Origin of the sequence: Anaerotruncus sp. AF02-27, from assembly GCF_003465835.1 — a bacterium.
Taxonomy (GTDB): Bacteria; Bacillota; Clostridia; order Oscillospirales; family Ruminococcaceae; genus Anaerotruncus; species Anaerotruncus rubiinfantis.
On record NZ_QSBX01000006.1, the window covers coordinates 1 to 24,116 of the forward strand.

At 56.5% G+C, this 24,116-nt stretch carries 24 protein-coding genes; 21 read left to right on the top strand and 3 right to left on the bottom strand.

All coding sequences use genetic code 11. From position 1 onward, the window contains the following. Window positions 1–220: 220 nt before the first annotated feature. Window positions 221–397: a hypothetical protein gene (locus DWV16_RS19305; protein WP_195376549.1), complete on the top strand. Its 177-nt coding sequence runs from the start codon at window positions 221–223 to the stop codon at window positions 395–397. A gap of 60 nt (window positions 398–457) precedes the next feature. Here the strand turns inward: DWV16_RS19305 and DWV16_RS06645 are convergent, their stop codons facing one another. Together DWV16_RS06645 and DWV16_RS06650 are read right to left on the bottom strand one after the other, a co-directional pair. Beyond that, a complete protein-coding gene (locus DWV16_RS06645) occupies window positions 458–835 on the bottom strand; it encodes a helix-hairpin-helix domain-containing protein (protein WP_066459958.1) in 378 nt (125 codons plus the stop codon). A 63-nt stretch (window positions 836–898) separates the two neighbouring features. Continuing rightward, a complete protein-coding gene (locus DWV16_RS06650) occupies window positions 899–1,552 on the bottom strand; it encodes a hemolysin III family protein (protein ID WP_066459957.1) in 654 nt (217 codons plus the stop codon). A 141-nt stretch (window positions 1,553–1,693) separates the two neighbouring features. On the opposite strand from DWV16_RS06650, the gene DWV16_RS06655 reads away from it, so the two are divergent. After that, window positions 1,694–2,230, top strand: coding sequence for a DUF1836 domain-containing protein (locus DWV16_RS06655; protein ID WP_066459956.1), 537 nt, complete (start codon window positions 1,694–1,696; stop codon window positions 2,228–2,230). Window positions 2,231–2,289: 59 nt separating this feature from the next. On the opposite strand, the gene DWV16_RS06660 is transcribed toward DWV16_RS06655, so the two are convergent. Next, window positions 2,290–2,658, bottom strand: coding sequence for a zinc ribbon domain-containing protein (locus DWV16_RS06660; RefSeq protein WP_066459954.1), 369 nt, complete (start codon window positions 2,656–2,658; stop codon window positions 2,290–2,292). A gap of 146 nt (window positions 2,659–2,804) precedes the next feature. Here DWV16_RS06660 and DWV16_RS06665 point away from each other — a divergent pair, with 146 nt between their 5' ends. From DWV16_RS06665 to clpX, 19 genes are all read left to right on the top strand, one after another. After that, on the top strand, window positions 2,805–4,127 hold the full coding sequence (locus tag DWV16_RS06665) for a glycoside hydrolase family 10 protein (RefSeq protein ID WP_066459951.1): 1,323 nt from the start codon (window positions 2,805–2,807) through the stop codon (window positions 4,125–4,127). Window positions 4,128–4,208: 81 nt separating this feature from the next. Continuing rightward, window positions 4,209–8,330: an N-acetylmuramoyl-L-alanine amidase gene (locus tag DWV16_RS06670; protein ID WP_118478369.1), complete on the top strand. Its 4,122-nt coding sequence runs from the start codon at window positions 4,209–4,211 to the stop codon at window positions 8,328–8,330. 211 nt (window positions 8,331–8,541) lie between these two features. Beyond that, on the top strand, window positions 8,542–9,390 hold the full coding sequence (locus DWV16_RS06675; protein ID WP_118478371.1) for a sulfide/dihydroorotate dehydrogenase-like FAD/NAD-binding protein: 849 nt from the start codon (window positions 8,542–8,544) through the stop codon (window positions 9,388–9,390). Then, window positions 9,383–10,771: an NADPH-dependent glutamate synthase gene (gltA, locus tag DWV16_RS06680; RefSeq protein WP_118478373.1), complete on the top strand. Its 1,389-nt coding sequence runs from the start codon at window positions 9,383–9,385 to the stop codon at window positions 10,769–10,771. The genes DWV16_RS06675 and gltA overlap by 8 nt, the downstream gene beginning before the upstream one ends. Before the next feature lie 186 nt (window positions 10,772–10,957). Further along, window positions 10,958–11,833, top strand: coding sequence for a M23 family metallopeptidase (locus DWV16_RS06685; protein WP_066459943.1), 876 nt, complete (start codon window positions 10,958–10,960; stop codon window positions 11,831–11,833). Beyond that, window positions 11,823–12,389: a site-2 protease family protein gene (locus DWV16_RS06690; protein WP_158572806.1), complete on the top strand. Its 567-nt coding sequence runs from the start codon at window positions 11,823–11,825 to the stop codon at window positions 12,387–12,389. Before DWV16_RS06685 ends, DWV16_RS06690 begins: the two co-directional genes overlap by 11 nt. A gap of 72 nt (window positions 12,390–12,461) precedes the next feature. Beyond that, window positions 12,462–14,306, top strand: a complete 1,845-nt coding sequence (locus DWV16_RS06695; RefSeq protein WP_118478377.1) for a TIGR03960 family B12-binding radical SAM protein — start codon at window positions 12,462–12,464, stop codon at window positions 14,304–14,306. After that, window positions 14,299–14,976: a TIGR03936 family radical SAM-associated protein gene (locus DWV16_RS06700; protein WP_158572807.1), complete on the top strand. Its 678-nt coding sequence runs from the start codon at window positions 14,299–14,301 to the stop codon at window positions 14,974–14,976. The genes DWV16_RS06695 and DWV16_RS06700 overlap by 8 nt, the downstream gene beginning before the upstream one ends. Before the next feature lie 30 nt (window positions 14,977–15,006). Continuing rightward, entirely contained in the window at window positions 15,007–15,354 is a 348-nt protein-coding gene (locus DWV16_RS06705) for a cupin domain-containing protein (protein WP_066459936.1), read from the top strand. Between the two features lie 206 nt (window positions 15,355–15,560). After that, window positions 15,561–15,905 (top strand): 50S ribosomal protein L19, encoded by a 345-nt coding sequence (gene rplS / locus DWV16_RS06710; protein WP_066459934.1) that lies wholly within the window; start codon window positions 15,561–15,563, stop codon window positions 15,903–15,905. 143 nt (window positions 15,906–16,048) lie between these two features. Further along, window positions 16,049–16,678 carry a signal peptidase I gene (gene lepB, locus DWV16_RS06715; RefSeq protein ID WP_243007279.1) on the top strand — a complete coding sequence of 210 codons (630 nt, stop codon included), beginning with the start codon at window positions 16,049–16,051 and terminating at the stop codon, window positions 16,676–16,678. A gap of 47 nt (window positions 16,679–16,725) precedes the next feature. Then, window positions 16,726–17,598, top strand: coding sequence for a ribosome biogenesis GTPase YlqF (ylqF, locus tag DWV16_RS06720; protein WP_066460518.1), 873 nt, complete (start codon window positions 16,726–16,728; stop codon window positions 17,596–17,598). A gap of 26 nt (window positions 17,599–17,624) precedes the next feature. Further along, entirely contained in the window at window positions 17,625–18,224 is a 600-nt protein-coding gene (locus DWV16_RS06725; protein WP_118478381.1) for a ribonuclease HII, read from the top strand. A 5-nt stretch (window positions 18,225–18,229) separates the two neighbouring features. Continuing rightward, window positions 18,230–18,631, top strand: coding sequence for a YraN family protein (locus DWV16_RS06730; protein ID WP_118478383.1), 402 nt, complete (start codon window positions 18,230–18,232; stop codon window positions 18,629–18,631). Further along, window positions 18,618–19,562, top strand: a complete 945-nt coding sequence (locus DWV16_RS06735; protein WP_158572808.1) for a dipeptidase — start codon at window positions 18,618–18,620, stop codon at window positions 19,560–19,562. Before DWV16_RS06730 ends, DWV16_RS06735 begins: the two co-directional genes overlap by 14 nt. A 36-nt stretch (window positions 19,563–19,598) precedes the next feature. Beyond that, window positions 19,599–20,291 carry a metallophosphoesterase gene (locus DWV16_RS06740; protein ID WP_079988317.1) on the top strand — a complete coding sequence of 231 codons (693 nt, stop codon included), beginning with the start codon at window positions 19,599–19,601 and terminating at the stop codon, window positions 20,289–20,291. Window positions 20,292–20,447: 156 nt separating this feature from the next. Then, on the top strand, window positions 20,448–21,836 hold the full coding sequence (gene tig / locus DWV16_RS06745) for a trigger factor (RefSeq protein WP_118478387.1): 1,389 nt from the start codon (window positions 20,448–20,450) through the stop codon (window positions 21,834–21,836). A 133-nt stretch (window positions 21,837–21,969) separates the two neighbouring features. Next, window positions 21,970–22,551, top strand: a complete 582-nt coding sequence (clpP, locus tag DWV16_RS06750) for an ATP-dependent Clp endopeptidase proteolytic subunit ClpP (RefSeq protein ID WP_066460517.1) — start codon at window positions 21,970–21,972, stop codon at window positions 22,549–22,551. Between the two features lie 78 nt (window positions 22,552–22,629). After that, window positions 22,630–23,943 (top strand): ATP-dependent Clp protease ATP-binding subunit ClpX, encoded by a 1,314-nt coding sequence (gene clpX, locus DWV16_RS06755; RefSeq protein WP_066459918.1) that lies wholly within the window; start codon window positions 22,630–22,632, stop codon window positions 23,941–23,943. The last annotated feature ends 173 nt before the right edge of the window (window positions 23,944–24,116 follow it).

Genomic DNA, 24,116 nt, shown 5'->3' on the forward strand with positions numbered 1-24,116 from the left:
TCGCTGCCTCCACCGATTTTTTATTCGGAGGTTCGGGGTCCCCGCGAAAGCGCAGCTTTTGTGGGGTGGGGAAGCGAGTTCGAACCTCGTAACCCGCTCCAACAAAAACGGACGCTTCTGACGAAGCGTCCGTTTTTGTTATCTTAATTTATTCAAAATACACTTGACTTTAGAATTTCTTATGTGATATACTTTGGAAGTTCCAAAGTGGGGTGATAAATTGGGAACGAAAAAAATGGGCCGTCCAACCGACAACCCCAAACCGCACCAGATGACGATAAAGTTCGATGACGAATGCAAAAGCATTATCGACAGCTACAGCGGACAGGAGCATGTTTCAAAAATGGAAACGGTGAGGCGGGGGGTTAAGAAGTTAAAGGACGACCTCAAAAAATGAAGGAAGCGGCAAAGTTTCCGGCGAATAGGCGAAAATCCGATAAAAAAGGGCAGCCATATTTTATGGCTGCCCTTTTTTATCGGGAGGGGAAATGGTCAGATACGGTTGGATATTCCGCAGCGTCTTTTCGCCGATACCCTCGACATCGAGCAGCTGACGGAAACTTTTGATCCCGCCGCAGGCCTGTACATAATCGTAAATCGCCTGCGCCTTTGTTTCGCCGATTCCGGGAAGCTGCTGCAGCTCCTCGACAGTGGCGCGGTTGATATTGATGTGGACGCCTTCCAATTCCGGATATGGATTGATCACAGCGGGTTCGGAAAAGGAAATGCTTGGCGGCACCTCCCGTGGGGCGTTCTGAATATTGTACCAGACGAGCCCTCCCGTAAGGATCAGCGCAATCAGCCCTACCGAACCGAAACTCAGCTTCCAATCCAAACAATCCGCCCCTTTCCGCGAAAGTTACAGGAAAAGGATATCATAACCGGATGTTTTGCGCAACTATGCGATGTAAAGCAGCACCATAAAATAGTGGCAGAGGCTGCCTAGAATGACAAACAGATGGAAGAACTCATGAAACCCGAAGCGGTCGGAAAAATTTGGATGTTTCACCATGTAGATAATCCCGCCGGCTGTATAGGAAAGGCCGCCGGCAACCAGCAGGACAATCCCGAAAACGGGGAGTTGTCCAAGGGCGGGCAGGTCGACGACAATTGCCCATCCCATGAGGATGTAGAGCGTGGTGCCAAGCCAGCGCGGAGCATTCATCCACAATAGTTTCATCCCAATGCCCGCGGCGGCGATCCCCCACATCACCGTGGTGAAGATCACATTGCCGGGTTTAGGCAGCAGGTTGAGCAGCAGCGGGGTATAGGTTCCGGCGATCAGAACATAGATCATGGCATGGTCCAGCTTGCGCAGGACGAGGAGCACCTTTTCAGAGGCCATCGAAAAATGATAGATTCCGCTGGCACAGTAAAGCGCGATCAGCGAAAGGCAGAAAAGCAGGCAGGATATGACGAGCTGCGGGGTGGGGGCTGGTTTCAGCGCGAGATGGACAGCCATCACAATCAGCCCGACGAGCGAAAGCCCCGCGCCAATAAAATGCGAATAGCTGCTGATCGGATCGCGGGCACGCAGGAAAATACGCGGCATAAGATCACTTCCAGTCTATAATATAGAGTTAAAAACTACTTTATATAATTATAATATCACATAAAAAGAAAATACAACCGTATCTTGCAAAAGTTCACAATCTGTTATAGAATAGACCTATCTGGAAAAAGAGGTGTTCGCATGAAAAAGCTGGAAAATTATCTGGAAAAAGCGTTGGACGACGCGGATTTGACGCCCGCCCGCCTGCCGGGACTTGATCTCTATATGGATCAGATCCTTACCCTGTTCGATGAGGGGCTTGCTGCAAACAAGCGTCGTCCGGACGACAAGCTGCTGACAAAAACAATGGTGAATAACTACAGCAAGGAACGCCTTATTTTACCCGTCAAAGGTAAAAAGTATTCCCGCGCGCAGCTCATGCAGCTGCTCTGTATCCTGAACCTCAAACAGAACCTTTCGCTTGCGGACATCCGCGTGCTGATGCAAAATGTGTCGGAACCTGCGGATTTCGAGGCGGCCTACAGCGAATCGCTGCGGCTCAAGGAAAAGCTGCGTGAGCAGCTTCCGGCGCTTCTGCTGGGCTGGATCGGCGCGGATGGGGACTTTTCCAGCGCATCGCACTCGCTGGCGGTTGTGCTGGCGCTTTCGAGCGGCTCTAACTATCTGCGCCGGGTCTGCGAGGGAATTGTGGACGGACAGGCGGAAACGAAAAAATAAAAAGGAAAACCGCCCTGCCAATCTTTGGCAGGGCGGTTTTTGTCGTTTTCCGGCAGCAATCAGAGCTTTGCGCCGCACTTATTGCAAAAGAGGCTGTCCTCCGACTGGGCCGCGCCACAGGCCGGGCAGCGCGGAACGAGGTTGCTGCGCAGCAGTTTCAAGTCGCCGGGCCGGGCCTCTGCAAGGCCGCCGTGCTGGATCTGCTTGCCGGTTTCGGCAGACAGCTCGAAAACGCTCGCGCATTGCGGGCAGGTGGCAATGTAGACCGAATGGTATTTGATAACCGGGATGAAGAAAAAATGGATGTAACTGTAACTGCGGCAGACGCTCATTGAGACGGTCTTGCCGCAGACGGGACAAACCACGCCGGAAATCTGCCCGACCGGTACTACTTTGGAATCGGAACCGAATATACCTATAAAGAACATGGAAACCTCCGAAGGCCTTTTTCTTTAGTTTATACCAAAAGTTGAAAAAGTCAATTCCCGGCGGATAAGATTGTCCAAAACGATTGACTAAAATCGTCGAAACGTGTAATATGAAGATGAGTTTTCACGCAGAAAGGGAAAATTTTATGAAGAGGATTTTATCTGTTATACTGTCGGTATTCCTGCTTGCCGGCGCGGCGGGCTGCCAGCGGACAAGCGGGGAACCGTCCGATAGAAATGACACGCGGGAGGACGTCTATCTGACCCGGACAAACTCCAAGACCGTCTATGGCGTGGAGGTCCCGTCCGCTTTGGACGAGCGGCTGCCGGGTGAGCTGGTGCAGCTTTCCGCCTCCGCGGATGCGGCGCAGCAGACTCCCGACAACCAACCGGATGAAATGCGTGGGGTATGGCTTTCCTATCTGAACCTCGACGCGATGATCAAGGGCCAAAATGAGGCGCAGTTCACCGCGAATATCGACGCCGCTTTCCAAAAGATCGCGGACTTCGGATTCAACACTGTGTTCGCGCAGGTGCGTCCATTTGGTGACGCTTATTATGATTCTGATTATTTCCCTTGGTCGGCCCGCATCACTGGCACCGAGGGGAAGAATCCGGGTTACGATCCGCTCGCGGTGATGTGCGCGGCGGCGGACAAATATGACCTGCGTATCGAGGCGTGGCTCAATCCTTACCGGGTGCGGGTTTCGGCGACGCCTGAGATGGCTTCCTCCAACCAGGCGAAGAAATGGCTGAACGCGGGTAATGACGCGGCGCTTTCCTGGAACGGCGGGGTCTACTACAATCCCGGAAGCGCCGACGCGCGCAAGCTGATTGTAAACGGTGTAAAGGAAATTGTGAAAAATTACGATGTGGATGGCATCCACTTCGACGACTATTTCTATCCGACCAGCGATCTTTCCTTCGACCGGGCCTCCTATCAGAAATCGGGCAGTAAGCTGGGCCATGCCGACTGGAGAAGGGAAAACGTCAACACCCTGGTGCGGGAGGTCTACGCGGCGGTCAAGGAGCTTGACCCGGACTGCATTTTCGGCATCAGCCCGCAGGGCAACACCAAGATCAATTACGAAAGCCAGTTTGCCGACGTGGGCAAATGGCTCGCGAATCCCGGTTATGTCGATTATATCCTGCCGCAGGTTTACTACGGCTACCAGAATGATACCTGTCCATATGAAGAAACGGTCGCCAAATGGAACGGGATGATCAAGACGGACGGGGTCCGGCTTTATGTCGGTTTGGCGGGCTATAAGGTCGGCGTGGTTGACGAATGGGCCGGAGCCGGCAAAAATGAGTGGATCGGCACCACCGACCTGCTCGCGCGGATGGTCAAAACCGCGCGTCAGAATTCGCATTACGGCGGGATCGCGGTCTATAGCTACGATTCGCTGTTCGGGCAGGGCGGCGCACAGATCGAAGCTGAATGCCAGAACCTGCAAAACCTGTTTTGATCCGGCGGGCGCGCGGAAAATTCTCCGCGCTCCCTGACAAAATGAACGCGTCGGGTTTTCCGGCGCCGGGGAGGAAACCGCGTGGCAAAAAAAGCCCCAAACCCGAATAAAATCACGATCGTCCTGGTGGCCGCGTTTCTTGTGGTGACGCTGCTGACGGGCGTTTTGGCTTTTGTTGGGAAAGATTATTTTTCCGGCGCGGACAAGCCGTCCTCCTCGGATGTGGAAGCGATGGCTTCGGCGGACGAGGACGAAAGCGAACCTCAGGACGAGTCCTCAGAGCCGGACAGCAGCTTTGGCGACGAATCCTCCGAGCCAAAAGAGGAAGAAGAACCGGAAGAAGAACCCACGGATGAGCCGGTTTACTTCAACGTTCCGGATGAGATGAAAGGCGTTATGCTGGTGGCGGGACGGGACTACCTGACCGGCGACGACGTTTCGAAGGCGACGCTGGCGTCGCAGATCGACCAGGCGCTCGCCGCTGCGAAGGACCTGACGATGAACAGCATCATCATCGACACCAAGTATGAAAACAGCGTGCTGTTTGATTCCTCCGCCCTGCAGATGAAGGAATCCGAACTCGACTGCACCGATTACATAACAACCAAAGCCAAAGACATGGGCTTTTATGTCTACGCGACCTACGATGTGAGCGACCTTGCCAATGAGGATGGCAGCTACCGCCGCGCGGCCAGCGCGGACGGCGACACGCTCGACGAGATTATCGACAACATCGGGGAGTTCGCCGAGAAGTACAAATTTGACGGCATCCTGCTGAGCAACTACTACAACACCGCCGCCGCGGACAGTTACGCCCAGTACCTGCGGGCAGGCGGCGGCATCGGTTATTATAACTATCTCCGCCAGGTCCCGCGCGCCATGGTCGCGGCGGCAGCCGCTTCGGTCCGGGAGCATGCGCCGGGTACCCAGGTGGGGCTTCTGGCCGACGCGGTGTGGGAAAACAATACCGCAAATGCGGACGGCTCCGAAACATCGGCGGATTTCACCGCGCTCGGCAGCGGGAACGCGGATACCAAAGCCTGGGTGGAAAGCGGTATGTTCGATTTTGTGCTGCTCAGGAACCTCGATTCCACTACCGACCCCAAAGCACCGTTCCGCACGGTTGCGCAATGGTGGTCGAATGTGGCCGGAACGTCCGGCACCACCCTGTACACGCTGCACGCGAACGAAAAGCTCGGCGTGGAATCCTACGGCTGGCAGGTCATGGAGCAGCTTTCAAAACAGCTTATCGACCTTGAGAACATGGGTGTTGGGCAGGGCAGCGTATTCAATTCCCTCAAAGCGCTGCGCGCCGACAGCGGCGGCACCACCACCCAGATGATTCAGTACATGAATAACCAGATCGACGAGACTTACGTTTTGCAGCAGCTGTCGATCAGCAAGCCCGCGCAGCTCACCTATAAGACGCAGGAGCCGACTGTGACCTTCCAGGGCGCGAGCGACCCGCGCGAGCCGGTCACGATCAACGGGGAGGACGTTCCGCGCAATGAGAGCGGCTACTTCACTATCCGGGAGGATTTGAAGGAAGGGCTAAATACCTTTGCCATTTCGCACAAGAACAAGACCTTCACCTACAATATCACCCGCGAGATCATCGTCCTCAAGGAGGTGCAGCCGGTTGGCAGCCTGAATGTGGACGGCGGCATGGCGGTCACGGTCAGCGCGCTTGCGTACGAGGGTTCGACCGTCACAGCCTCGATCGGCGGACAGAACGTGACTTTGTCTGTTTCGGACACCGAGGACGACGAGACCGACCGGGATTCCGGCTACAAGCTCTACACCGGTGTGTTCACCGCGCCCAACGCTTCCGAATCCGCGACGAAAATGGGCACCATTTCGTTCACGGCGGTAAGTGCGGACGGGCATAAAAAGACGCTCGAAGGCGCTGCGGTCACGGTCAATAAAAAGGCGAAGATGGGCGACGGCGTCGTGGTGCAGGTGGTGGCAGATCAGGCCGAGACCTTCCCAACCAACACCCTGAACGACAACTCCAGCGCGAACTATTTCCCGCTGCCCAAAGGCACGGTGGATAAGACCTACGGAGACGAGGTCATCTATAAAAACGGCAAAAATACCTACAGTTATTGGAAGCTCGAGAGCGGCGTGCGGGTCTATTCGAAGGACATCACGACCGGCGGCCAGATGCCGGACAACAATTCCATCTCGAACATGAGCGTCAAATCGTCGGGCGACTACACGACCGTCACCCTCACGACTGCCAGTAAGATGCCGTTTACCGTCGCGTACGATGGGAACAAGCTGGTGTTCGACTTCCAATACACCGCCACTGTCCCGCAGTCGGAAACCTTCGGCAAATCGAACGCGCTGTTCACATCAGCCGACTGGTCCGGCTCGAAGCTGACCCTGAATCTCAAGAAAACCGGCGGTTTCCTGGGCTACAAGGCCTACTATGACGATCAGAACAAACTGGTCCTGCGCTTCAACAATTCTCCCGGTGCGCTCTCCGGCGCGCGCATCGTGGTCGATCCCGGACACGGCGGCAACGATCCGGGCGCGCTCGGATTCTATCCGGACAAGGATGAAGCGGATATCAACCTTGAGGTTGCCAAGAAGCTCACAGCTGAGCTCAAGAGCCGCGGCGCGAACGTCCTGCAGCTCACGCCGGGCACGACGATGGCTTCCCGGATGGCTTCGGCCGCCGCGTTTAACCCGCAGGTGCTGGTGAGCGTTCACTGCAATACTTCTGCCAATTCAAAGGCCAAGGGCACCGAGGTCTACTATTTTTACCCGTTCCAGAAACAGCTTGCAGCGAATATCTCTTCCAATGTCGCTTCGGCGCTTTCGACCGAGAACCGCGGCGCAAAGTCGGGGCTTTACTACATGACCAGGCAGTCGCAGTTTGCCTGTGTGCTGGCCGAGCTCGGGTTCCTTTCGAACGAGAGCGAGTACACCAAGATGATCGCCTCGAAGTATCAAAACCGTATCGCACAGGGAATTGCCAATGGGATCAACAGTTACCTCGGCGGCACCAACTCAGGCGGAGGCACCGACAATGGCGACGAAGATGAGGAAGATGAAGAGGACGACGAAGACGAAGATGAGGATGCTGATGAGCTGACCCTCAATAGGAAATCGCTCGACCTCGAAGTGGATGATACCTATACCCTCAAAGCCACGATCGGCGGAAAAACTGCTAGTGTGAGCTGGGAATCGGACGACGAGGACGTCGCGACGGTGTCTTCGTCTGGTAAGGTGACTGCGGTGGGCGGCGGTATCGCCTATATCACCGCGGAAACCAGAGACGGTGAATCGGTTGAGTGCGAAGTGAACGTCGGGGAAGCCTCCGGCGGCGGAGACGTGACCGGCGTGAAACTCAACAAGGAGGAGATCGAAATCGGCGTGGGACAGACTTACCAGCTTTCCGCGACGGTCAGGCCCTCCAATGCCTCCAACAAGAACCTCAAATGGGAATCGGATGACAAGGATACTGCAAAGGTCGATTCAAATGGAAAGGTGACTGGCGTTTCAAAAGGTACCGCTTACATCACCGTCACCACCAAGGACGGCGATTACACAGCCGAATGCGAAGTTACGGTCGGCAAGGCGAACACCTCCGGCGGGCTGATCACCAAGATTGTGATCGATGGAGACGACCATGTCGCGGTTGGTTCCCGCATCGAACTCACCGCGACGGTCACCCCGTGGAACGCGGAGGACACCGGCGTCAAGTGGAAGTCGAGCAACCCGGATGTGGCGTACATCGGCTCAAACACGACAACCGATTCGTCCTGTAAGGTCGAGGGCAGAAAAAACGGCACCGCCACCATCACTGCGACAGCCTACGACGACGGGAAAAAGAGCGCGAGCTTTAAGATTACGGTCGGAAACGGCAAAAATTCCGGTTCCAGCAGCAAGGACGACGATGAGGACGAGCCGGATCCGAAAGACGGTGTGATGCCCAGGTCGGTGAAGATTGAGGGCGATTCGAACCTCAAGGTCGGGAACCGGAAGGAATATAAGGGCACCGTCTATCCGCTCAACTGCGAAGACCCAGGCGTCAAGTGGGAGGTCAGCAGCAGCAGTATTCTGGAACTCTACGAAACCGACGATGAGAATATTGTGAAGGTTTACGGCAAGAAGGCGGGAACCGCTTACCTGATCGGACGGTCGTATTTGGACAAAGATGTTTACTATAAATTCAAGATTACTGTAACAAAATAAAAAAAATTTCCCAATAACAAATGATTGACGCAAAATTAACAAACCTTTCGAAAAATCTTTGAAAGGTTTGTTATATTTTTGAGTTGCATGTTGCGTGAAAAATTGATATAATTGTTAGCGGTAATAAAAATTTATTAATTGGTAATAAATTTTTATTTAGTTTTTATACAGAAGCGCCGCGCAATCCGTGGCCTGAAATAGGAGTGAGAGCATGTATAAAATTGTGCAAAAGCGAAGGCTGAACGACTCGGTGACGCTCATGAAGGTGCAGGCGCCGCACATTGCGAAGAAAGCAAAGGCGGGCCAGTTCATCATCTTCCGCGTGGACGAGCAGGGGGAGCGGGTTCCGCTGACCATTGCTGACTACGACCGTGAGGAAGGCACCGTGACGATCATCTTCCAGATCGTCGGCGCTTCCACCAGGCTGCTTGACAACCTGGAAGAAGGCGACAGCATCCTCGATTTCGTCGGACCGCTCGGCGTCCCAACTCACATTGATCCCCAGGCCAAGCGCGTCTGCGTTATCGGCGGCGGCGTGGGCAACGCAATTGCCTATCCGCAGGCGAAGGCGCTGCACAACGCGGGCATCCAGGTCGATATGATCGCCGGTTTCCGTTCCAAGGACATCGTCATCCTCGAGGAGGAGATGAACGCGGTCAGCGACAATCTCTATATGATGACCGATGACGGCACCTATGGGGAAAAAGGGCTTGTCACCAACAAGCTGAAGGAACTGCTCGACGCGGGCAACAAATACGATGAGGTCATCGCCATCGGGCCGATTATCATGATGAAGTTTGTGGCGGCGACCACCAAACCGTACGGCGTCAAAACGCTCGTATCCTTAAATCCGATCATGGTCGATGGAACCGGTATGTGCGGCGGCTGCCGCGTCAAGGTCGGTGGCCAGATGAAGTTCGCCTGCGTGGATGGGCCGGACTTTGACGGGCACCAGGTCGACTTCGATGAACTGATGAAGCGCAACGCGTTCTATAAAGAGCGGGAAGCGCAGGATCGAGAGCATGTATGCCGCTTAACGGGAGGAAAACGCAATGCCTAATATGTCTTTGAAAAAGGTTCCAATGCCGGAGCAGGAACCGAATGTCCGCAATAAAAACTTTGAAGAGGTCGCGCTTGGCTATACCGCTGAGATGGCGATGGAGGAGGCTGCCCGCTGCCTGCACTGCAAAAACCAGCCGTGCGTGTCCGGCTGCCCGGTCAACGTACATATCCCGGAATTCATTGCCAAGGTCGCCGCGGGCGATTTCCAGGGCGCTTACGATGAGATTGCGCTGACAAACGCCCTGCCCGCGATCTGCGGACGTGTCTGCCCGCAGGAGAACCAGTGCGAAGGAAAATGTGTGCGCGGTATCAAGGGAGAACCGGTTGCGATCGGCCGGCTGGAGCGATTTGTCGCTGACTGGCAGATGGAAAACGGTTCCGATAAGGTGGAAAAGCCGGTGTCGAACAGCCATAGGGTGGCTGTGGTCGGCGCGGGCCCGGCGGGACTTACCTGTGCGGGCGACCTCGCGAAGATGGGGTATCAGGTCTCAATTTTTGAGGCGCTGCAGACCCCTGGCGGCGTGCTTGTTTACGGTATCCCGCAGTTCCGTCTCCCGAAGGAAATTGTGGCCAAGGAAGTCGGCAAACTTGTGCAGATGGGCGTCGACATCGAACCGGACATGGTCATTGGCAAGGTCGACTCGGTCGACGAGCTGTTCGAAGCGGGCTATGAGGCGGTCTTTATCGGCTCCGGCGCGGGCCTGCCGAGCTTTATGAATATCCCGGGCGAGGATCTGCTGGGCGTCTATTCCGCGAACGAATACCTCACCCGCATCAACCTGATGAAAGCTTACCGGGAAGGCTACGACACCCCGATTGCCAAGTCGAAGGCAGTCGCGGTTGTCGGCGGCGGAAACGTTGCAATGGACGCGGCCCGCTGCGCCAAACGTATGGGCGCCGAAACGGTCTATATCGTCTACCGCCGCTCGATGGAGGAACTCCCGGCTCGTGCCGAAGAGGTCCATCATGCGAAAGAGGAAGGCATTATCTTCAAGCTCCTCAATAACCCGGTCAAAATTCTGGGCGGGGAGGACGGACGCGTGAACGGCATCGAATGCCTGGAGATGCAGCTCGGCGAGCCGGACGCCTCCGGACGCCGCCGTCCGCTGCCGGTTGAGGGCAGCAATTTCGTACTCGATGTTGACACGGTGATCATGGCGATCGGAACCAGCCCGAATCCGCTGATCCGTTCGACCACTACCGGCCTGGAAGCAAACCGGCATGGCTGCCTTGTGGCGGACGATGCCGGAGCGACCACCAAGGAAGGTGTTTTCGCCGGCGGAGACGCGGTCACCGGCGCGGCGACAGTCATCCTGGCGATGGGCGCGGGCAAAACCGCGGCTGAGTCGATCGACGCTTACATCAAATCGAAGAACTGATCATACAATAGGACGAAGCGGCCGGGAACCTTTGTTCCCAGCCGCTTCGTTCTATTTTACGGAAGATCCTTTAGGGATGCTGGCGCTGCGGACGGCTCTAACTTGCCCCCAAAACCGCCCGCATATTCCTCACCCGCTGCCGCATAGACTTGTCTTAAGAAGTCTATCTGCAAAGGAGCGGGAAAAATGATGACAAGGCGGCGGGCCAATAAAGCATCTGCGCGCAGGTATCCGGACCTGCATAGTACGCGCAGGGAAGAACAGCGCGATCCGAATCTTTTCGTCCTGACGGCACAGCTTGCGTTTTGCGCACTGCTGGTACTGCTTTCCTATGTGACGGTGGACGCGAATCCGCCGTTTCTGGCGGAACTCACACGCCAGTACCAGCAGCTGATTACCGCGCAGGAGGTGGAGATCCCCACCAATGTGACGCTGCCGGCAATCCCGTATGAATACGGTCAGCTGCGCGACGCCGCAGCCGATGCGGCGGGGAAGATGATCAGCGGCCTGCTTGCAAAGCGCCCGCAGCAGGAGGAAACTGAGTCGATGCAGCCTGGAGCAGAACTGGAGGGGATGGGCGGCTGGATGGGTGTGCCGGAAGAAACCGGGACGCGTCAGCCTCCCGAAAGCTGTGCGGATGAACCGATTCTGGTTTCCGCGCGGGTCGACCCGCCGGCGGGCGGGAAAGTGACCTCCGCTTTTGGTTACCGGACGCACCCGATCACCGATTCGGACGATTTTCATCGCGGCGTGGACATCGCGGCTGCACAGGGAACGGCGATCCGTGCGGCGTTGCCGGGGCGTGTGGCGGAGATTGGGTCATCACAGATTTACGGGAACTTCATCACGCTTGATCACGGGGACGGGCTTACCACTACCTACTGTCACTGCGAATTGATCATCGCGCCGCAGGACGCAAACCTGCGGCAGGGCGAACTGGTGGCGACAGTTGGCAGCACCGGTATCTCGACCGGGCCGCACGTTCACTTTGAAATCAGTAAGGACGGCACCTATTATGATCCGGCATGGGTACTTGACGGGATGCGGGCCGATGGAATTTAAGTTCGGCGGCGCCCGCTTTTCATTTTCTTTTGGTTTTTTTGCGGTGGTCGCGCTCTATATGCTCTTTGACCGCACCGGAATCGGCGTCCCAGCAATCGCGGCTGTGATGCTGCACGAGGGCGGGCATATCCTCATGATGAAGCTGACCGGCGCGAAAATCGATGCGATGGAATTCTGCCCGTTCGGCGTGCGGCTGCAAAAGCGCGGGATGCTCGGCTACGGGAGCGAGGCCGCCGTCTATCTGGGCGGTGTGCTGACAAATGCCCTCGCTCTGCTGTTGGCGTTGCCGTGGGGCGGCTGGAACCTGTTTGCGCTTTCCAATCTGGCGCTCATCATCTTTAATCTTCTTCCGGTCGGCAGGCTTGACGGAGGCCAGCTGCTGCGGCTGCTGCTTTTGCGCCGCCTTTCACCCGATCATGCCGACCTTGTCCGAAAATGGATCGGTTTTTTGCTGCTGACACCGCTTTTTGGGGCGGCGTTCCTGTTGCTGCCCGCTGGAAACTATACGCTGCTGTTTACAGCGGGATATCTTGCGCTCACCCTGTTGCGGGAATAAACTTCCTTGCAAAACGGGTTATTCTATTGTAGAATAGATTCGTTATTGGACGCATGGGAGGAAGTAAAGAATTTGAAGAATGTGAAAAAGGCGCTCGAACGGGTACTTTTGCAGGTGCAGAAACCGGCGCGCTACATTGGCGGAGAGCTTGGAAGCATTGTGAAAGACCCGACCAAGGTGGATGTGCGGTTTGCTTTCTGCTTTCCGGATCTTTACGAGGTCGGCATGTCGCACCTCGGGATGAAAATCCTCTACGCCTTGCAGAACGAGCGGGAGGACTGCTGGTGCGAGCGGGTATTTGCGCCGGACGCGGATTTTGAAAAGATCATGCGGGAGAATGAAATCCCGCTTTTCGGCTTGGAAAGCCTTGATGCGATCACCGAGTTCGATCTTATTGGCTTTACCCTGCAATATGAGCTGAGTTTCACCGCGATCCTCAACATGCTCGACCTCGCGGGACTGGAGGTGCGCGCAAAGGATCGGAAAAATCTTTGGCCGGTGGTGGTCGCGGGCGGCCCTTGTGCCTGCAATCCGGAACCGATCGCGGACTTCATCGATCTGTTTATCCTCGGCGAAGGCGAGGAGGTCAATCTGGAACTGATCGATCTCTATAAGGCCTGCAAGGCCGAAGACTGCACCAAGACGGAATTTTTGCGCCGCGCGGCGCAGGTGGAGGGCATCTACGTCCCGTCGCTCTACGACGTTTCCTATCATGCCGACGGTACGATTGAAGCGGTCACGCCAAAGGACGGTGCGCCCGCCGTCGTGCACAAGCGGATCATCAAGGACCTGGACAAGGTCTATTATCCGGAAAATTTTGTTGTGCCGTTCACGGAAGCGGTGCACGACCGCGCGATGGTGGAAGTGCTGCGCGGCTGCATCCGCGGCTGCCGGTTTTGCCAGGCGGGATTTATTTACCGGCCGTTCCGGGAAAAAAGCCCGGAAACGCTCGATAAAAACGCCCACGATCTCTGCAATAACACCGGCTACGATGAAGTTTCGCTCACCTCGCTTTCGACAAGCGACCTTTCGACGCTCGAGCCGCTGCTCAATAAGATGCTTACCTGGACCGAGCCGGATGCGGTGAACATCGCGCTGCCGTCGCTGCGGGTCGACAACTTCTCGAAGGAGCTGATGGACCGGATCGCCGGCGTGCGCAAGTCGTCGCTGACTTTTGCGCCTGAGGCCGGTACCCAGCGGCTGCGGGACGTCATCAACAAAAATGTCACCGAGGAAGAGGTCCTGCGCACCTGCCGGACGGCGTTTTTGGGCGGTTACACGAATGTGAAGCTCTACTTCATGCTGGGGCTGCCGACCGAGACCGACGAAGATGTCGCGGGGATCATCCATCTGGCACAGAAGGTGGTGGACGAATTCTACCATATGCCGGAAAAGCCAAAAGGCAAGGGCGTGAATGTGACCGTTTCGGTCGCCTGTTTTGTGCCGAAACCTTTCACGCCATTTGAATTCGAGCCGCAGGATACGACCGAAATGCTCCGCCGTAAGCAGAAGATCCTGCTCGAAACGGTGAAGAGCAAAAAGATATCGGTCAAGTACCACGACAGCCCGACCAGTTTTCTCGAGGCCGCGCTCGCACGCGGCGACCGGCGGCTTGGCCCGGTGGTGGAATACGCCTGGCGAAGCGGCTCGAAGCTTGACGGCTGGACCGATTACTTCTCGATGGAACGCTGGGAGGACGCTGCCGAAGTCTGCGGCGTGGACTATGCGTTCTATGCGAACCGGACCCGTTCCTACGACGAGGTGATGCCGTGGGACCATCTCGATTATGGGGTGAGTAAGGCATACCTCGTCCGGGAGAACAAGCTGGCCCACTGCGATACGACCACGCCGCACTGTCGCAATCACTGCTCGGGATGCGGCGCGAATAAACTGCTGGGAGGTGCCTGCTTTGGGTAACGGAGGGACTTTCTATCCGGTGCGCGTCTTTTTCGAAAAGCGCGGGCGGATCAAATATATTTCCCATCTTGACCTCACCCGGTGCATCACCCGCGCGCTGGGGCGTTCCAGGTTGCCGGTCTGGCATACGCAGGGTTTTCATCCGCACATCTATGTGACCTTCGCGCTGCCGCTTTCGCTTGGTTACGAAGGGGTCTGTGAAACGATGGATTTCCGTCTGACCGAGTGCCTGCCGATGGAGGAGGTCGTCAGCAGGCTCAACGGCGTCTTTCCCGAAGGGCTGCGCGCCAGCAGGGCGCAGCCGCCGGTGAATCTGCCCGGCGTGATCGCCTCGGCGGACTATGAGATCACGATGGAGTTTGACCATGTGGACGGCGAAACCGTAAAAACGGCGTTTGAAGCTTTCTGCGCGCGGCCGGAAATCCCGGTGGTGAAGCGCACCAAGAAGGGGGAGCGTTCCCTTGACGTGAAACCGCACTTTTTGGTGCGCGGTTTGCAGGCGGGGGAAAACGCTGTGCGCATGACCATGCGTACAGCCGCGGGCGAGACGCTCAACATCAATCCGTCGCTCGTGCTCGATGCGTTCGCGCAGGCGGGCGGTTACCAGGCGGATTGGATGCAGGTGGTACGGACCGCAATCCTTGATGGGGACGGAATGAATTTCGTATAGGGATGGACAGGCATGGAAGGAGGATTTTAAATGGTTACAAAGGCAAACGACCAGAAGATCACCGTGAATGAACATATGCGGGACGGCAAAGGCTCTGTGAAGCTGCGGCAGCTCATCACACCGGAGCAATTCTGCGGACATGGCCGGCTTTTCAGTGTCATCACCCTCGAACCGGGCTGTTCGATCGGGTGGCACGTGCATACCGGCGAGAGCGAAACCTTTTATATTATGCAGGGGACTGCGAAACTCAATGACAACGGCGTGGAAAAGACCCTTTCCCCGGGAGACTGCTCCTACACCGCCTCTGGGGAGGGGCACAGCATCGAAAACACCGGCACGGACACCCTCAGTCTGGCCGCGCTGATCGTGAAAGCCTGAGAAACGGCTGAAATCTGCAAATAATGTAAAAAAGTGCTTGCAATTTTCAGGCGATTGTGGTATCCTATTTTAGCATGTGAAGAACGTTGTATATCCACAACGGTCTTTGTGCCCAATCCGGAGGTCCGGGTTGAACATTAAAGCGGACAGTCCTCTGCCATACAGTTTATGGGAATGAATGTCTGAAAAAATAAGGAGGAAGCACGATGGATGCTTTAAAGCACATTGCCAGCGACTGCATCAAAGCAGAGCCGCCCAAGGTCGAGATCGGTGACACCGTCAAGGTTCACGTCTGGGTCAAAGAGGGCGAGAAGAAGAGAATTCAGATTTTTGAGGGAACGGTTATCGCCAAAAAACACGGCGGCATCTCCGAAACCTTCACCGTCCGCCGCGTGGCCCATGGCTGCGGTGTGGAGAGGGTTTTCCCGGTTCATTCCCCCAATATTGACAAGGTTGAGCTGGTTCGCAACGGTCGTGTCCGCCGCAGCAAGCTCTACTATCTGCGTGACCGCGTCGGTAAAGCCGCCAAGGTCAGAGAGTCGATCCGGTAATAGATTGCTCAGATTTGCAGGCCGCCAGAGGGCGGCCTGTTTTTCGTTTGTTCACAGGTTCTCGGTTGTATCGCCGGCAAAGATATGATATACTATATCTTGTTTTTGTATGGAAAAAAACCGTTAGATAGGGTGATAATAGAATGAATCTCGACAATGATATGGAACAGGAGCGGCAGGAGGGGTCCGACGATTTCCGTTACGACATCCAGAATTCGCTCAATGCTTCCGAAAAACGCAAAAATGCGATGAATGAGCTTTATGAATGGATTGAATCAAGCGTTTTCGCGGTGATTTTGATCCTGCTTGTATTCACCTTTTTTGTGCGAACCGCGTTTGTCTCCGGGTCGTCGATGGTGCCCACGCTGCATGACGGAGAACGGCTGATTTTGCAGCAGATCGGATATACCGATCCGCAGTACGGGGATATCATCGTCATCGACCGCACGCAGAGCGACGAGCCGCCGATCATCAAGCGGGTGATCGGCAAAGAGGGCGACCTCATCGACATCGACTTTGAAAATGGGGTTGTGGCGCGAAACGGCAAGGTCTTGGACGAGCCTTATGTCAACGAGCCGACCCTCACCGAACGGGATGTGGAATTCCCGGTGGAGGTGCCGGAGGGGACCCTGTTCGTCCTGGGGGACAACCGCAACCATTCGGCGGACAGCCGCACGCAAGACATCGGAATGATCGATCTGCACCGGGTGATGGGCAAGGCCGTATTCCGGTTCTTCCCGCTTGGAAACGCGGGCGCGATCACCCATCAGTAACGGAGGAGAATATGCCTTTTGAAGAAGATAGCCAGATGATGCAGCCGATGGCCCCGGTGCCCTCGATCCAGTGGTTCCCGGGCCACATGACCAAGACCCGCCGGATGATGGAAAAGGATCTGAAGCTGGTCGATCTTGTGGTGGAACTGGTAGACGCGCGGATCCCGGCTTCGAGCCGCAACCCGGAGATCGATAAGCTCGTCGGCAAAAAGCCGCGCGTCATCCTGCTCAACAAATGCGATTCCGCGGATGAAGCGGCGACCAAACGTTGGATCGAATATTATGCGCGCGAGGGCGTCCCGGCGCTCGCGGCCGACTGCCGCAGCGGAAAAGGACTTGGCGCTTTTCTGCCGCTCGTGCGCAAAACGCTTTCGGAGCTGCTTGAGCGCCGCGCCGCCAAAGGGATGGCTGGCCAGCCGATTCGCATGATGATCGTCGGCGTGCCGAACGCGGGAAAGTCCTCGTTTATCAACCGGATGGCGGGTTCCCGCCGCGCCAAGGTGGAGGACCGTCCGGGCGTGACGCGTGGCCGGCAGTGGGTGTCGCTCGAGGGCGGCATCGAACTGCTCGACATGCCGGGCGTGCTCTGGCCGAAATTCGACGACCCGCTGGTGGGCGAACGCCTCGCGTTCACCGGCGCGGTCAAGGACGACGTGCTTGATATCGAGCTGCTTGCAATGCGGCTGCTTTGGCTTTTGCGGGAGGAATACCCGCAGATGCTTTCGCAGCGCTACAATCTGAAGGACGGCGAATTGGACGGGCCTGACGCATATGGCCTGCTTGAACTGGTTGGCCGCAAACGCGGGATGCTTATTTCCGGCGGGGAAGTCAACACCGAACGCGCCGCAATCACTGTTTTGGACGAATTTCGCAGCGGCAGGATCGGCCGTATCACCCTGGAACAGCCCCCGGAAGGCTGAAGCTTTCCAAGAAGGGAGTCCGACAGATGTACGAATATGAGCTGATCGCATACGACCAGGGCTTCACCGCTGTTTGCGGTGTGGACGAGGCTGGCCGCGGGCCGCTCGCCGGGGACGTTTACGCGGCGGCGGTGATCCTGCCGCGCGGTGTGGAGATTGCGGGCGTCAACGATTCCAAAAAGCTCACCGAAAAAAAGCGTGAAGCGCTTTTCGACCTAATTCGGGAAAAAGCGGCCGCATACTGTATTTCGGCCGCCACGGTGGCCGAAATCGATTCCCTCAACATCCTGCAGGCGTCGCTTCTGGCGATGCGGCGGGCGGTTGGGGGCCTTTCGGTGCGGCCGGATCTGGCGCTGGTGGACGGAAATCAGGACCCTCATCTGGAGATTCCCACCCAGACGATCGTCAAAGGGGACGGCAAAAGCGCCTCGATCGCGGCCGCTTCGATCCTCGCAAAGGTGGCGCGGGACCGGTATATGAAAAAACTGGACGAGCAGTATCCGCAGTACTGTTTCGCGAAACATAAAGGCTACGGGACCAAGCTGCACTATGAGATGCTCGAACAGTACGGCATTTCGCCGGTGCACCGGAAAACCTTCCTCAAGAAAATCCTGCAAAGCGGGTGACGCAAATGGCGACAACACGGGCCCGTGGGACGCTGGGAGAGGACTTTGCCTGCGCGTGCCTGCAAAAGGACGGCTATGAAATCCTCGAACGCAACTGGCGAAATGGACATCACGAAATCGACCTGATCGTGAAACGCGGGGACGTGGTTGCTTTCGTGGAGGTTAAGACCCGTGCGGAGGGTAGCTTTGCAACGCCCGCCGAAAGCGTCACAAAAGCGCAGCGGCGGCGGATCGTGCTGGCCGCGGTGGCATATCTGAAAAGCCATGGCATATACAATACAGGGGCAGTCTTGCCGCGGTTCGACCTCTTTGAAGTGGTCACCGGCCGGCCGGATTCGCCTGAGATTGTACGGTACGCGCACCTGCCTGCCGCATACGATACGGGGGATTTGGATGTATTTCTTTGACCTGCACTGCGATACAGTGACCGAAGCGAACCAGCAGGGCAGGGGCCTTGCAAACGCGGAACTGCAGCTTTCCGTCGACCGGCTTCCCGGCGCCGTCTGGACCCAGTGCTTTGCGATTTTCATGCCCGACCATCTGCGGGGCCGGGCCGCCGTGGACTACTATGAGGACAACTTTCATTTTTTCTGCCGGCAGCTGCAAAAGTATGCGGATCGGATGGCGCAGGCCCGCACTGTGCGGGAAATTTCTGCGGCGAATGCGGCGGGCAGGCTCGCGGCGGTGCTGACCGTCGAGGGCGGATCGGCGCTGGCCGGGGAACTGTCCCGGGTGCGTCGGCTGCGGGAATGCGGCGTGCGGATGCTGACGCTGACCTGGAACGGCGCGAACGAGCTCGCGGGCGGCACAGCGGCCGATCCGATGGCGCAGGGGTTTACCCCGTTCGGCAGGAAAGCTGTGGCGGCGCTGGAGGACGCGGGAATCATCGTGGACGTTTCCCATCTGAGCGACAAAGCTTTCTGGGAGCTTTCCGACTTTGCCCGGCGGTCGTTTGTGGCGTCGCATTCGAACCTGCGCAGCGTCTGCGACCACCCGCGCAACCTGACCGATGACCAGTTCCGGCGGATTGTGGAGCTTGGCGGGCTGGTTGGGGTGAATTTTTACATCCGGTTCCTGGCGCCGGAGGGGGAGCCGTCTTTTGACGGCCTTGCCGCGCATATCGAACGGATGCTCCTGCTCGGCGGGGAGGACGCCGTCGCGCTCGGCAGCGATTTCGACGGGGCGGATATGCCTTTATGGCTCGCGTCGGTGGGATGGATTCCCCAGCTATATGAAAGGCTCTGCCGCCGTTTCGGAAACGGGATCACTGAAAAGCTGTTCTACCGCAATGCGATGCGGTTTTTTGCGCGTTACGAGCAAATGGGGATTTGCTGGTAGGGGCGTTCAAACCATAGGGAAAGCGAGGGGGCCAATATAGCGGTCTATACAATGGGCGATCTGCACCTGTCCCTTTCGGGGGATCACGCGATGGATGTCTTTGAAGGATGGCGCGGCTATGTTGCCCGCATCGAGGAAAACTGGCGCGCGAAGGTGACGGAAAAGGATACGGTGGTACTGCCGGGCGACACGTCATGGGGGCTTTCGTTGGAAGAGGCGCTCGCGGATTTTCAGTTTCTGGAGGCGCTGCCGGGAAAAAAGATCCTGCTCAAAGGGAACCATGACTACTGGTGGTGCACCATGAAAAAGATGGAGGACTTTTTTACCGCGCACGGATTAAATTCGCTGCGGATTCTCCATAATAACTGCGTCGTGTCCGAGGAGCTCGCGCTGTGCGGCTCGCGCGGGTGGCTTTTTGAGACAGGGCAGGCTTCTGACCAGAAGGTCATCAACCGGGAGGCGATGCGGCTGGAGGCTTCGATCCGCGAAGCCGAAAAGACCGGGTTCACGCCGGTGGTGTTTCTGCACTATCCGCCGGTTTATGGAGAGAACGAGTCGCCGCAGATTTTGGATGTGCTGGTCCGTCATAAGATCAAACGGTGCTACTACGGTCATATCCATGCGTCCGGCTGCCGTTATGCGATCGACGGGACCTATCTGGGAATCCGGTTCTTCCTTTGCAGCAGCGACTATCTGCGTTTCGATCCGCTTTTGGTGGAAAAGACGTAAAAACTTCTAAAAATCTGGTTTTCATTCACAATTTATCTATTGGCAATCGGAAAGATATTTGCTATAATATCATGATAGCGGGCTTATGACCAACCGTTCCTCCATGAGAAGTGGCAGGAGCAAAATGTAAAGTAACTTTTTCAGGAGGAAGTAGAAATGACAGTCAATTCCGTCAAGACCAATGAAGACAAACGCGTGGAGCTTGAAATCGCCGTGAGTGCGGAGGATTTCGGCAAGGCGCTCGATGAAGCGTTTAAGAAAAATTCCAAAAAAATGCAGGTCCCTGGTTTCCGCCGTGGACATGCGCCCCGCAAGATGATCGAAAAGATGTATGGGGAAGGCATCTTCTTTGAGGATGCGATCAACGCCACCTATCCGGCAGCTTATGAAGCAGCCGTTGAGGAAAAGGGCATCGAGCCGGTCGACCGCGCTGACATTGAAGTGATGGAAGCCACCAAAGAAAGCGGCTACACCTTCAAGGCGACCGTGACTGTCAAGCCGGAAGTTGCACTCGACGGATACAAGGGCCTCGAAGTTGAGAAGAAACTCTATGAGGTTTCCGACGAGGAAATCGGTAAGGAAATCGACCGGATGCGTGAGCAGAACGCCCGCGTGATTGCGGTCGAGGGCCGCGCCGCTGCAAACGGCGACATTGCGACCATCGATTTTGAAGGCTTTGTGGATGGCGCCGCGTTTGAGGGCGGCAAGGGCACCGATTACCCGCTCGAGCTCGGCTCGAACAGCTTCATTCCCGGTTTTGAGGATCAGGTCGCGGGCCACAACGCCGGCGAGGAATTCGAAGTGAATGTTTCCTTCCCGGAGAATTACCATGCTGAAGAGCTCAAGGGCAAACCGGCCGTGTTCAAATGCACGCTCAAAGAGCTCAAGACCAAAGAACTGCCCGCGCTGGATGACGAGTTTGCAAAGGATGTCAGCGAGTTCGATACCCTCGATGAGCTGAAGGGCGATCTGCGCGCCAAAGCCCAGGAACGCAAGGACGAGCAGAGCAAGGCCGAGGTGGAAAATAAGCTGATGGAAGCGGTCGTCGCCAAGATGCAGGCCGATATCCCGCAGTGCATGTATGACCACCGTGTGGATGAGATGATCCGCGATTTCGATTACCGTCTGCAGTCGCAGGGCATGAACCTGCAGACCTACCTGCAGTACACCGGAATGGAGCTTGCCTCCTTCCGCAAGACCTTTGCGGAACAGGCTGAGGCGCAGGTCAAGACCCGTCTCGCGCTGGAGAAAATTGTCGCGATTGAGGGCATTGAGCCGACCGCCGAGGAGTACGACGCGCAGATTGAAAAGATCGCGAAAAATTATAACATGAAGGCCGATGAAGTCAAGCAGTACATCCCGGAAAAGGAGATCAAGCTGGAGCTCGCGCTCAACAAGGCGATCGACCTGGTGCGTGACGCGGCCGTGATCAAGGAAGTCAAAGACGAACCCGTGAAGGAAGCGGCGGAGGAGAAGCCGAAAAAGGCCTCGAAACCCAGAGCAAAAAAAGCAAAAGCGGCGGAAGCTCCTGCCGAGGCGGAATAATCAGCATTTTACATACCGGCGCGGCAGGCGGAGGGCCTGCCGCATCGGTATCTTGGAGATAGAGCGATTGGTTTGCGGCAAAACCAACCAACAGGAGGTAATTTCTATGAGCCTGGAGATCGGACGCACGGCGATGAGCCTTGTGCCAATGGTAGTGGAACAGACGAACCGCGGTGAGCGGTCGTATGACATCTTTTCCCGCCTGCTCAACGACCGTATTGTGATGCTCTGCGAGGAGGTCAATGACACTTCCGCGAGCCTGGTGGTCGCGCAGCTGCTCTATCTGGAAGGGCAGGACCCCGATAAGGATATCCACCTTTACATCAACAGCCCGGGCGGTTCGGTGACCGCCGGCATGGCGATCTATGACACCATGAACTATATCAAATGCGACGTGTCCACCATCTGTATGGGGCTTGCCGCCTCGATGGGAGCGTTTCTGCTTTCCTCCGGCGCAAAGGGCAAGCGTCTGGCGTTGCCGAACGCGGAGGTCATGATCCATCAGCCGTCGGGCGGCGCGCGCGGGCAGGCAAGCGACATGAAGATCCACACCGATTGGATCATCCGCACCCGCGAGAAACTAAATAAAATCCTTTCGGAACAGACCGGTCAGCCGCTTGAAGTGATCGAGCGGGACACTGAGCGCGACAATTTCATGACCGCGCAGCAGGCCTGTGATTACGGCCTGGTCGACAAGGTCATTGCACACCGGTAAAGAAGATGTGCAACGCCCGTTTGGGGCGCTGCACATTTGTGCTGTTTAAAGTCAGATACCAGGTAGGAGGTTTCCCACATGGCAAAGATGGAAGATCAAAGGGAATTGCGCTGTTCCTTCTGCGGAAAGATGCAAAACCAGGTCCAGCGGCTGATCGCCGGGCCGGGGGTATGCATCTGCAACGAGTGCGTCGAGCTCTGTCAGAGCGTGTTGGAGGACGACATGCCCGCTTCGCGTTCCTCCCGGCCGCAGCGGCAGGAGCAGCAGATCAACGTGTTGAAACCCCGCGAAATCAAGGAACATCTGGATGAATATGTGATCGGGCAGGATCGTGCCAAGCAGTCGCTGGCTGTCGCGGTCTATAACCACTATAAACGGATCTATTTTGGCGATGCGGGGGATGTGGACCTCAACAAAACCAATATCTTGATGCTCGGGCCAACCGGCGTCGGCAAGACGCTGCTCGCACAGACGCTGGCCAAAATGCTCAATGTCCCGTTTGCCATCGCGGACGCCACGACGCTGACCGAGGCGGGCTATGTGGGCGAGGATGTCGAGAACATTTTGCTGCGGCTTCTGCAGGCGGCAGATTATGACGTGGAGCGCGCCCAGAAGGGCATCATCTACATCGATGAGATTGACAAGATCACCCGCAAGAGCGAGAACCCGTCGATCACCCGCGACGTTTCGGGCGAGGGTGTGCAGCAGGCGCTTCTGAAAATCCTCGAAGGTACTGTTGCGAACGTCCCGCCGCAGGGGGGGCGCAAGCATCCGCAGCAGGAGTTCATTCAGATCGACACAAAGGACATCCTGTTTATCTGCGGCGGCGCGTTTGAGGGCATCGACAAGATCATTGAACGGCGCGTCGACAAAAGCTCGCTTGGATTCGGTTCGACGCTCAAGGACGCGAAGGCGAAAGACAAGCTGATTGAGCAGGTTATCCCGCAGGATCTCATCCGGTTTGGGCTGATCCCGGAGCTCATCGGCCGTGTGCCGGTGGTCACCGTGCTTGAACAGCTTGACCGCGACGCGCTGGTCACCATTCTCACCGAACCGAAAAACTCGCTGGTGAAACAGTATCAGCAGCTTTTCAATCTGGATGGGATTGAACTTTCCTTCACGCCGGAAGCCCTGACCGCAATTGCGGACAAGGCGATCAACCGCAAAACCGGTGCGCGCGGCCTGCGTGCGATCATGGAAGAGGTGCTCGGAGAATTGATGTTTGAAGCGCCATCCGACTGTACGATCGAGAAGGTTACGATCACCAAGGATTGCGTGGATAAGACCGGCAAGCCGGAACTGGTGCTCAATCCCGAACGCAAGCCGCAGCGGCTGCAGATCAACACTGCCCGTCGGGCGCAGGTCCGTCCTCGCAGGGAAGCGGCAGGCTGATTTTATCTTGGATTATTTCTGGTCAAAACCGCCCGTCCGGGCGGTTTTGCTTGTATATGGGAAAGATAGCGGAAAGATTCACAAGGTTTACACCCGCTTTATCTTATGTTATAATAAACGCAAAACGGGCGCGGCCCGTTTTCTTCCGCGTTTTGCGCGGGAGTGCCGCCCAA

Bases quoted from the DNA above. Each gene is read 5' to 3' on its own strand.
- DWV16_RS06650 (WP_066459957.1), bottom strand. From the start codon at position 1,552: ATGCCGCGTATTTTCCTGCGTGCCCGCGATCCGATCAGCAGCTATTCG.
- DWV16_RS06655 (WP_066459956.1), top strand. From the start codon at position 1,694: ATGAAAAAGCTGGAAAATTATCTGGAAAAAGCGTTGGACGACGCGGAT.
- DWV16_RS06660 (WP_066459954.1), bottom strand. From the start codon at position 2,658: ATGTTCTTTATAGGTATATTCGGTTCCGATTCCAAAGTAGTACCGGTC.
- DWV16_RS06665 (WP_066459951.1), top strand. From the start codon at position 2,805: ATGAAGAGGATTTTATCTGTTATACTGTCGGTATTCCTGCTTGCCGGC.
- DWV16_RS06675 (WP_118478371.1), top strand. From the start codon at position 8,542: ATGTATAAAATTGTGCAAAAGCGAAGGCTGAACGACTCGGTGACGCTC.
- gltA (WP_118478373.1), top strand. From the start codon at position 9,383: ATGCCTAATATGTCTTTGAAAAAGGTTCCAATGCCGGAGCAGGAACCG.
- DWV16_RS06685 (WP_066459943.1), top strand. From the start codon at position 10,958: ATGATGACAAGGCGGCGGGCCAATAAAGCATCTGCGCGCAGGTATCCG.
- DWV16_RS06690 (WP_158572806.1), top strand. From the start codon at position 11,823: ATGGAATTTAAGTTCGGCGGCGCCCGCTTTTCATTTTCTTTTGGTTTT.
- DWV16_RS06705 (WP_066459936.1), top strand. From the start codon at position 15,007: ATGGTTACAAAGGCAAACGACCAGAAGATCACCGTGAATGAACATATG.
- rplS (WP_066459934.1), top strand. From the start codon at position 15,561: ATGGATGCTTTAAAGCACATTGCCAGCGACTGCATCAAAGCAGAGCCG.
- lepB (WP_243007279.1), top strand. From the start codon at position 16,049: ATGAATCTCGACAATGATATGGAACAGGAGCGGCAGGAGGGGTCCGAC.
- ylqF (WP_066460518.1), top strand. From the start codon at position 16,726: ATGGCCCCGGTGCCCTCGATCCAGTGGTTCCCGGGCCACATGACCAAG.
- DWV16_RS06725 (WP_118478381.1), top strand. From the start codon at position 17,625: ATGTACGAATATGAGCTGATCGCATACGACCAGGGCTTCACCGCTGTT.
- DWV16_RS06730 (WP_118478383.1), top strand. From the start codon at position 18,230: ATGGCGACAACACGGGCCCGTGGGACGCTGGGAGAGGACTTTGCCTGC.
- DWV16_RS06735 (WP_158572808.1), top strand. From the start codon at position 18,618: ATGTATTTCTTTGACCTGCACTGCGATACAGTGACCGAAGCGAACCAG.
- tig (WP_118478387.1), top strand. From the start codon at position 20,448: ATGACAGTCAATTCCGTCAAGACCAATGAAGACAAACGCGTGGAGCTT.
- clpP (WP_066460517.1), top strand. From the start codon at position 21,970: ATGAGCCTTGTGCCAATGGTAGTGGAACAGACGAACCGCGGTGAGCGG.
- clpX (WP_066459918.1), top strand. From the start codon at position 22,630: ATGGCAAAGATGGAAGATCAAAGGGAATTGCGCTGTTCCTTCTGCGGA.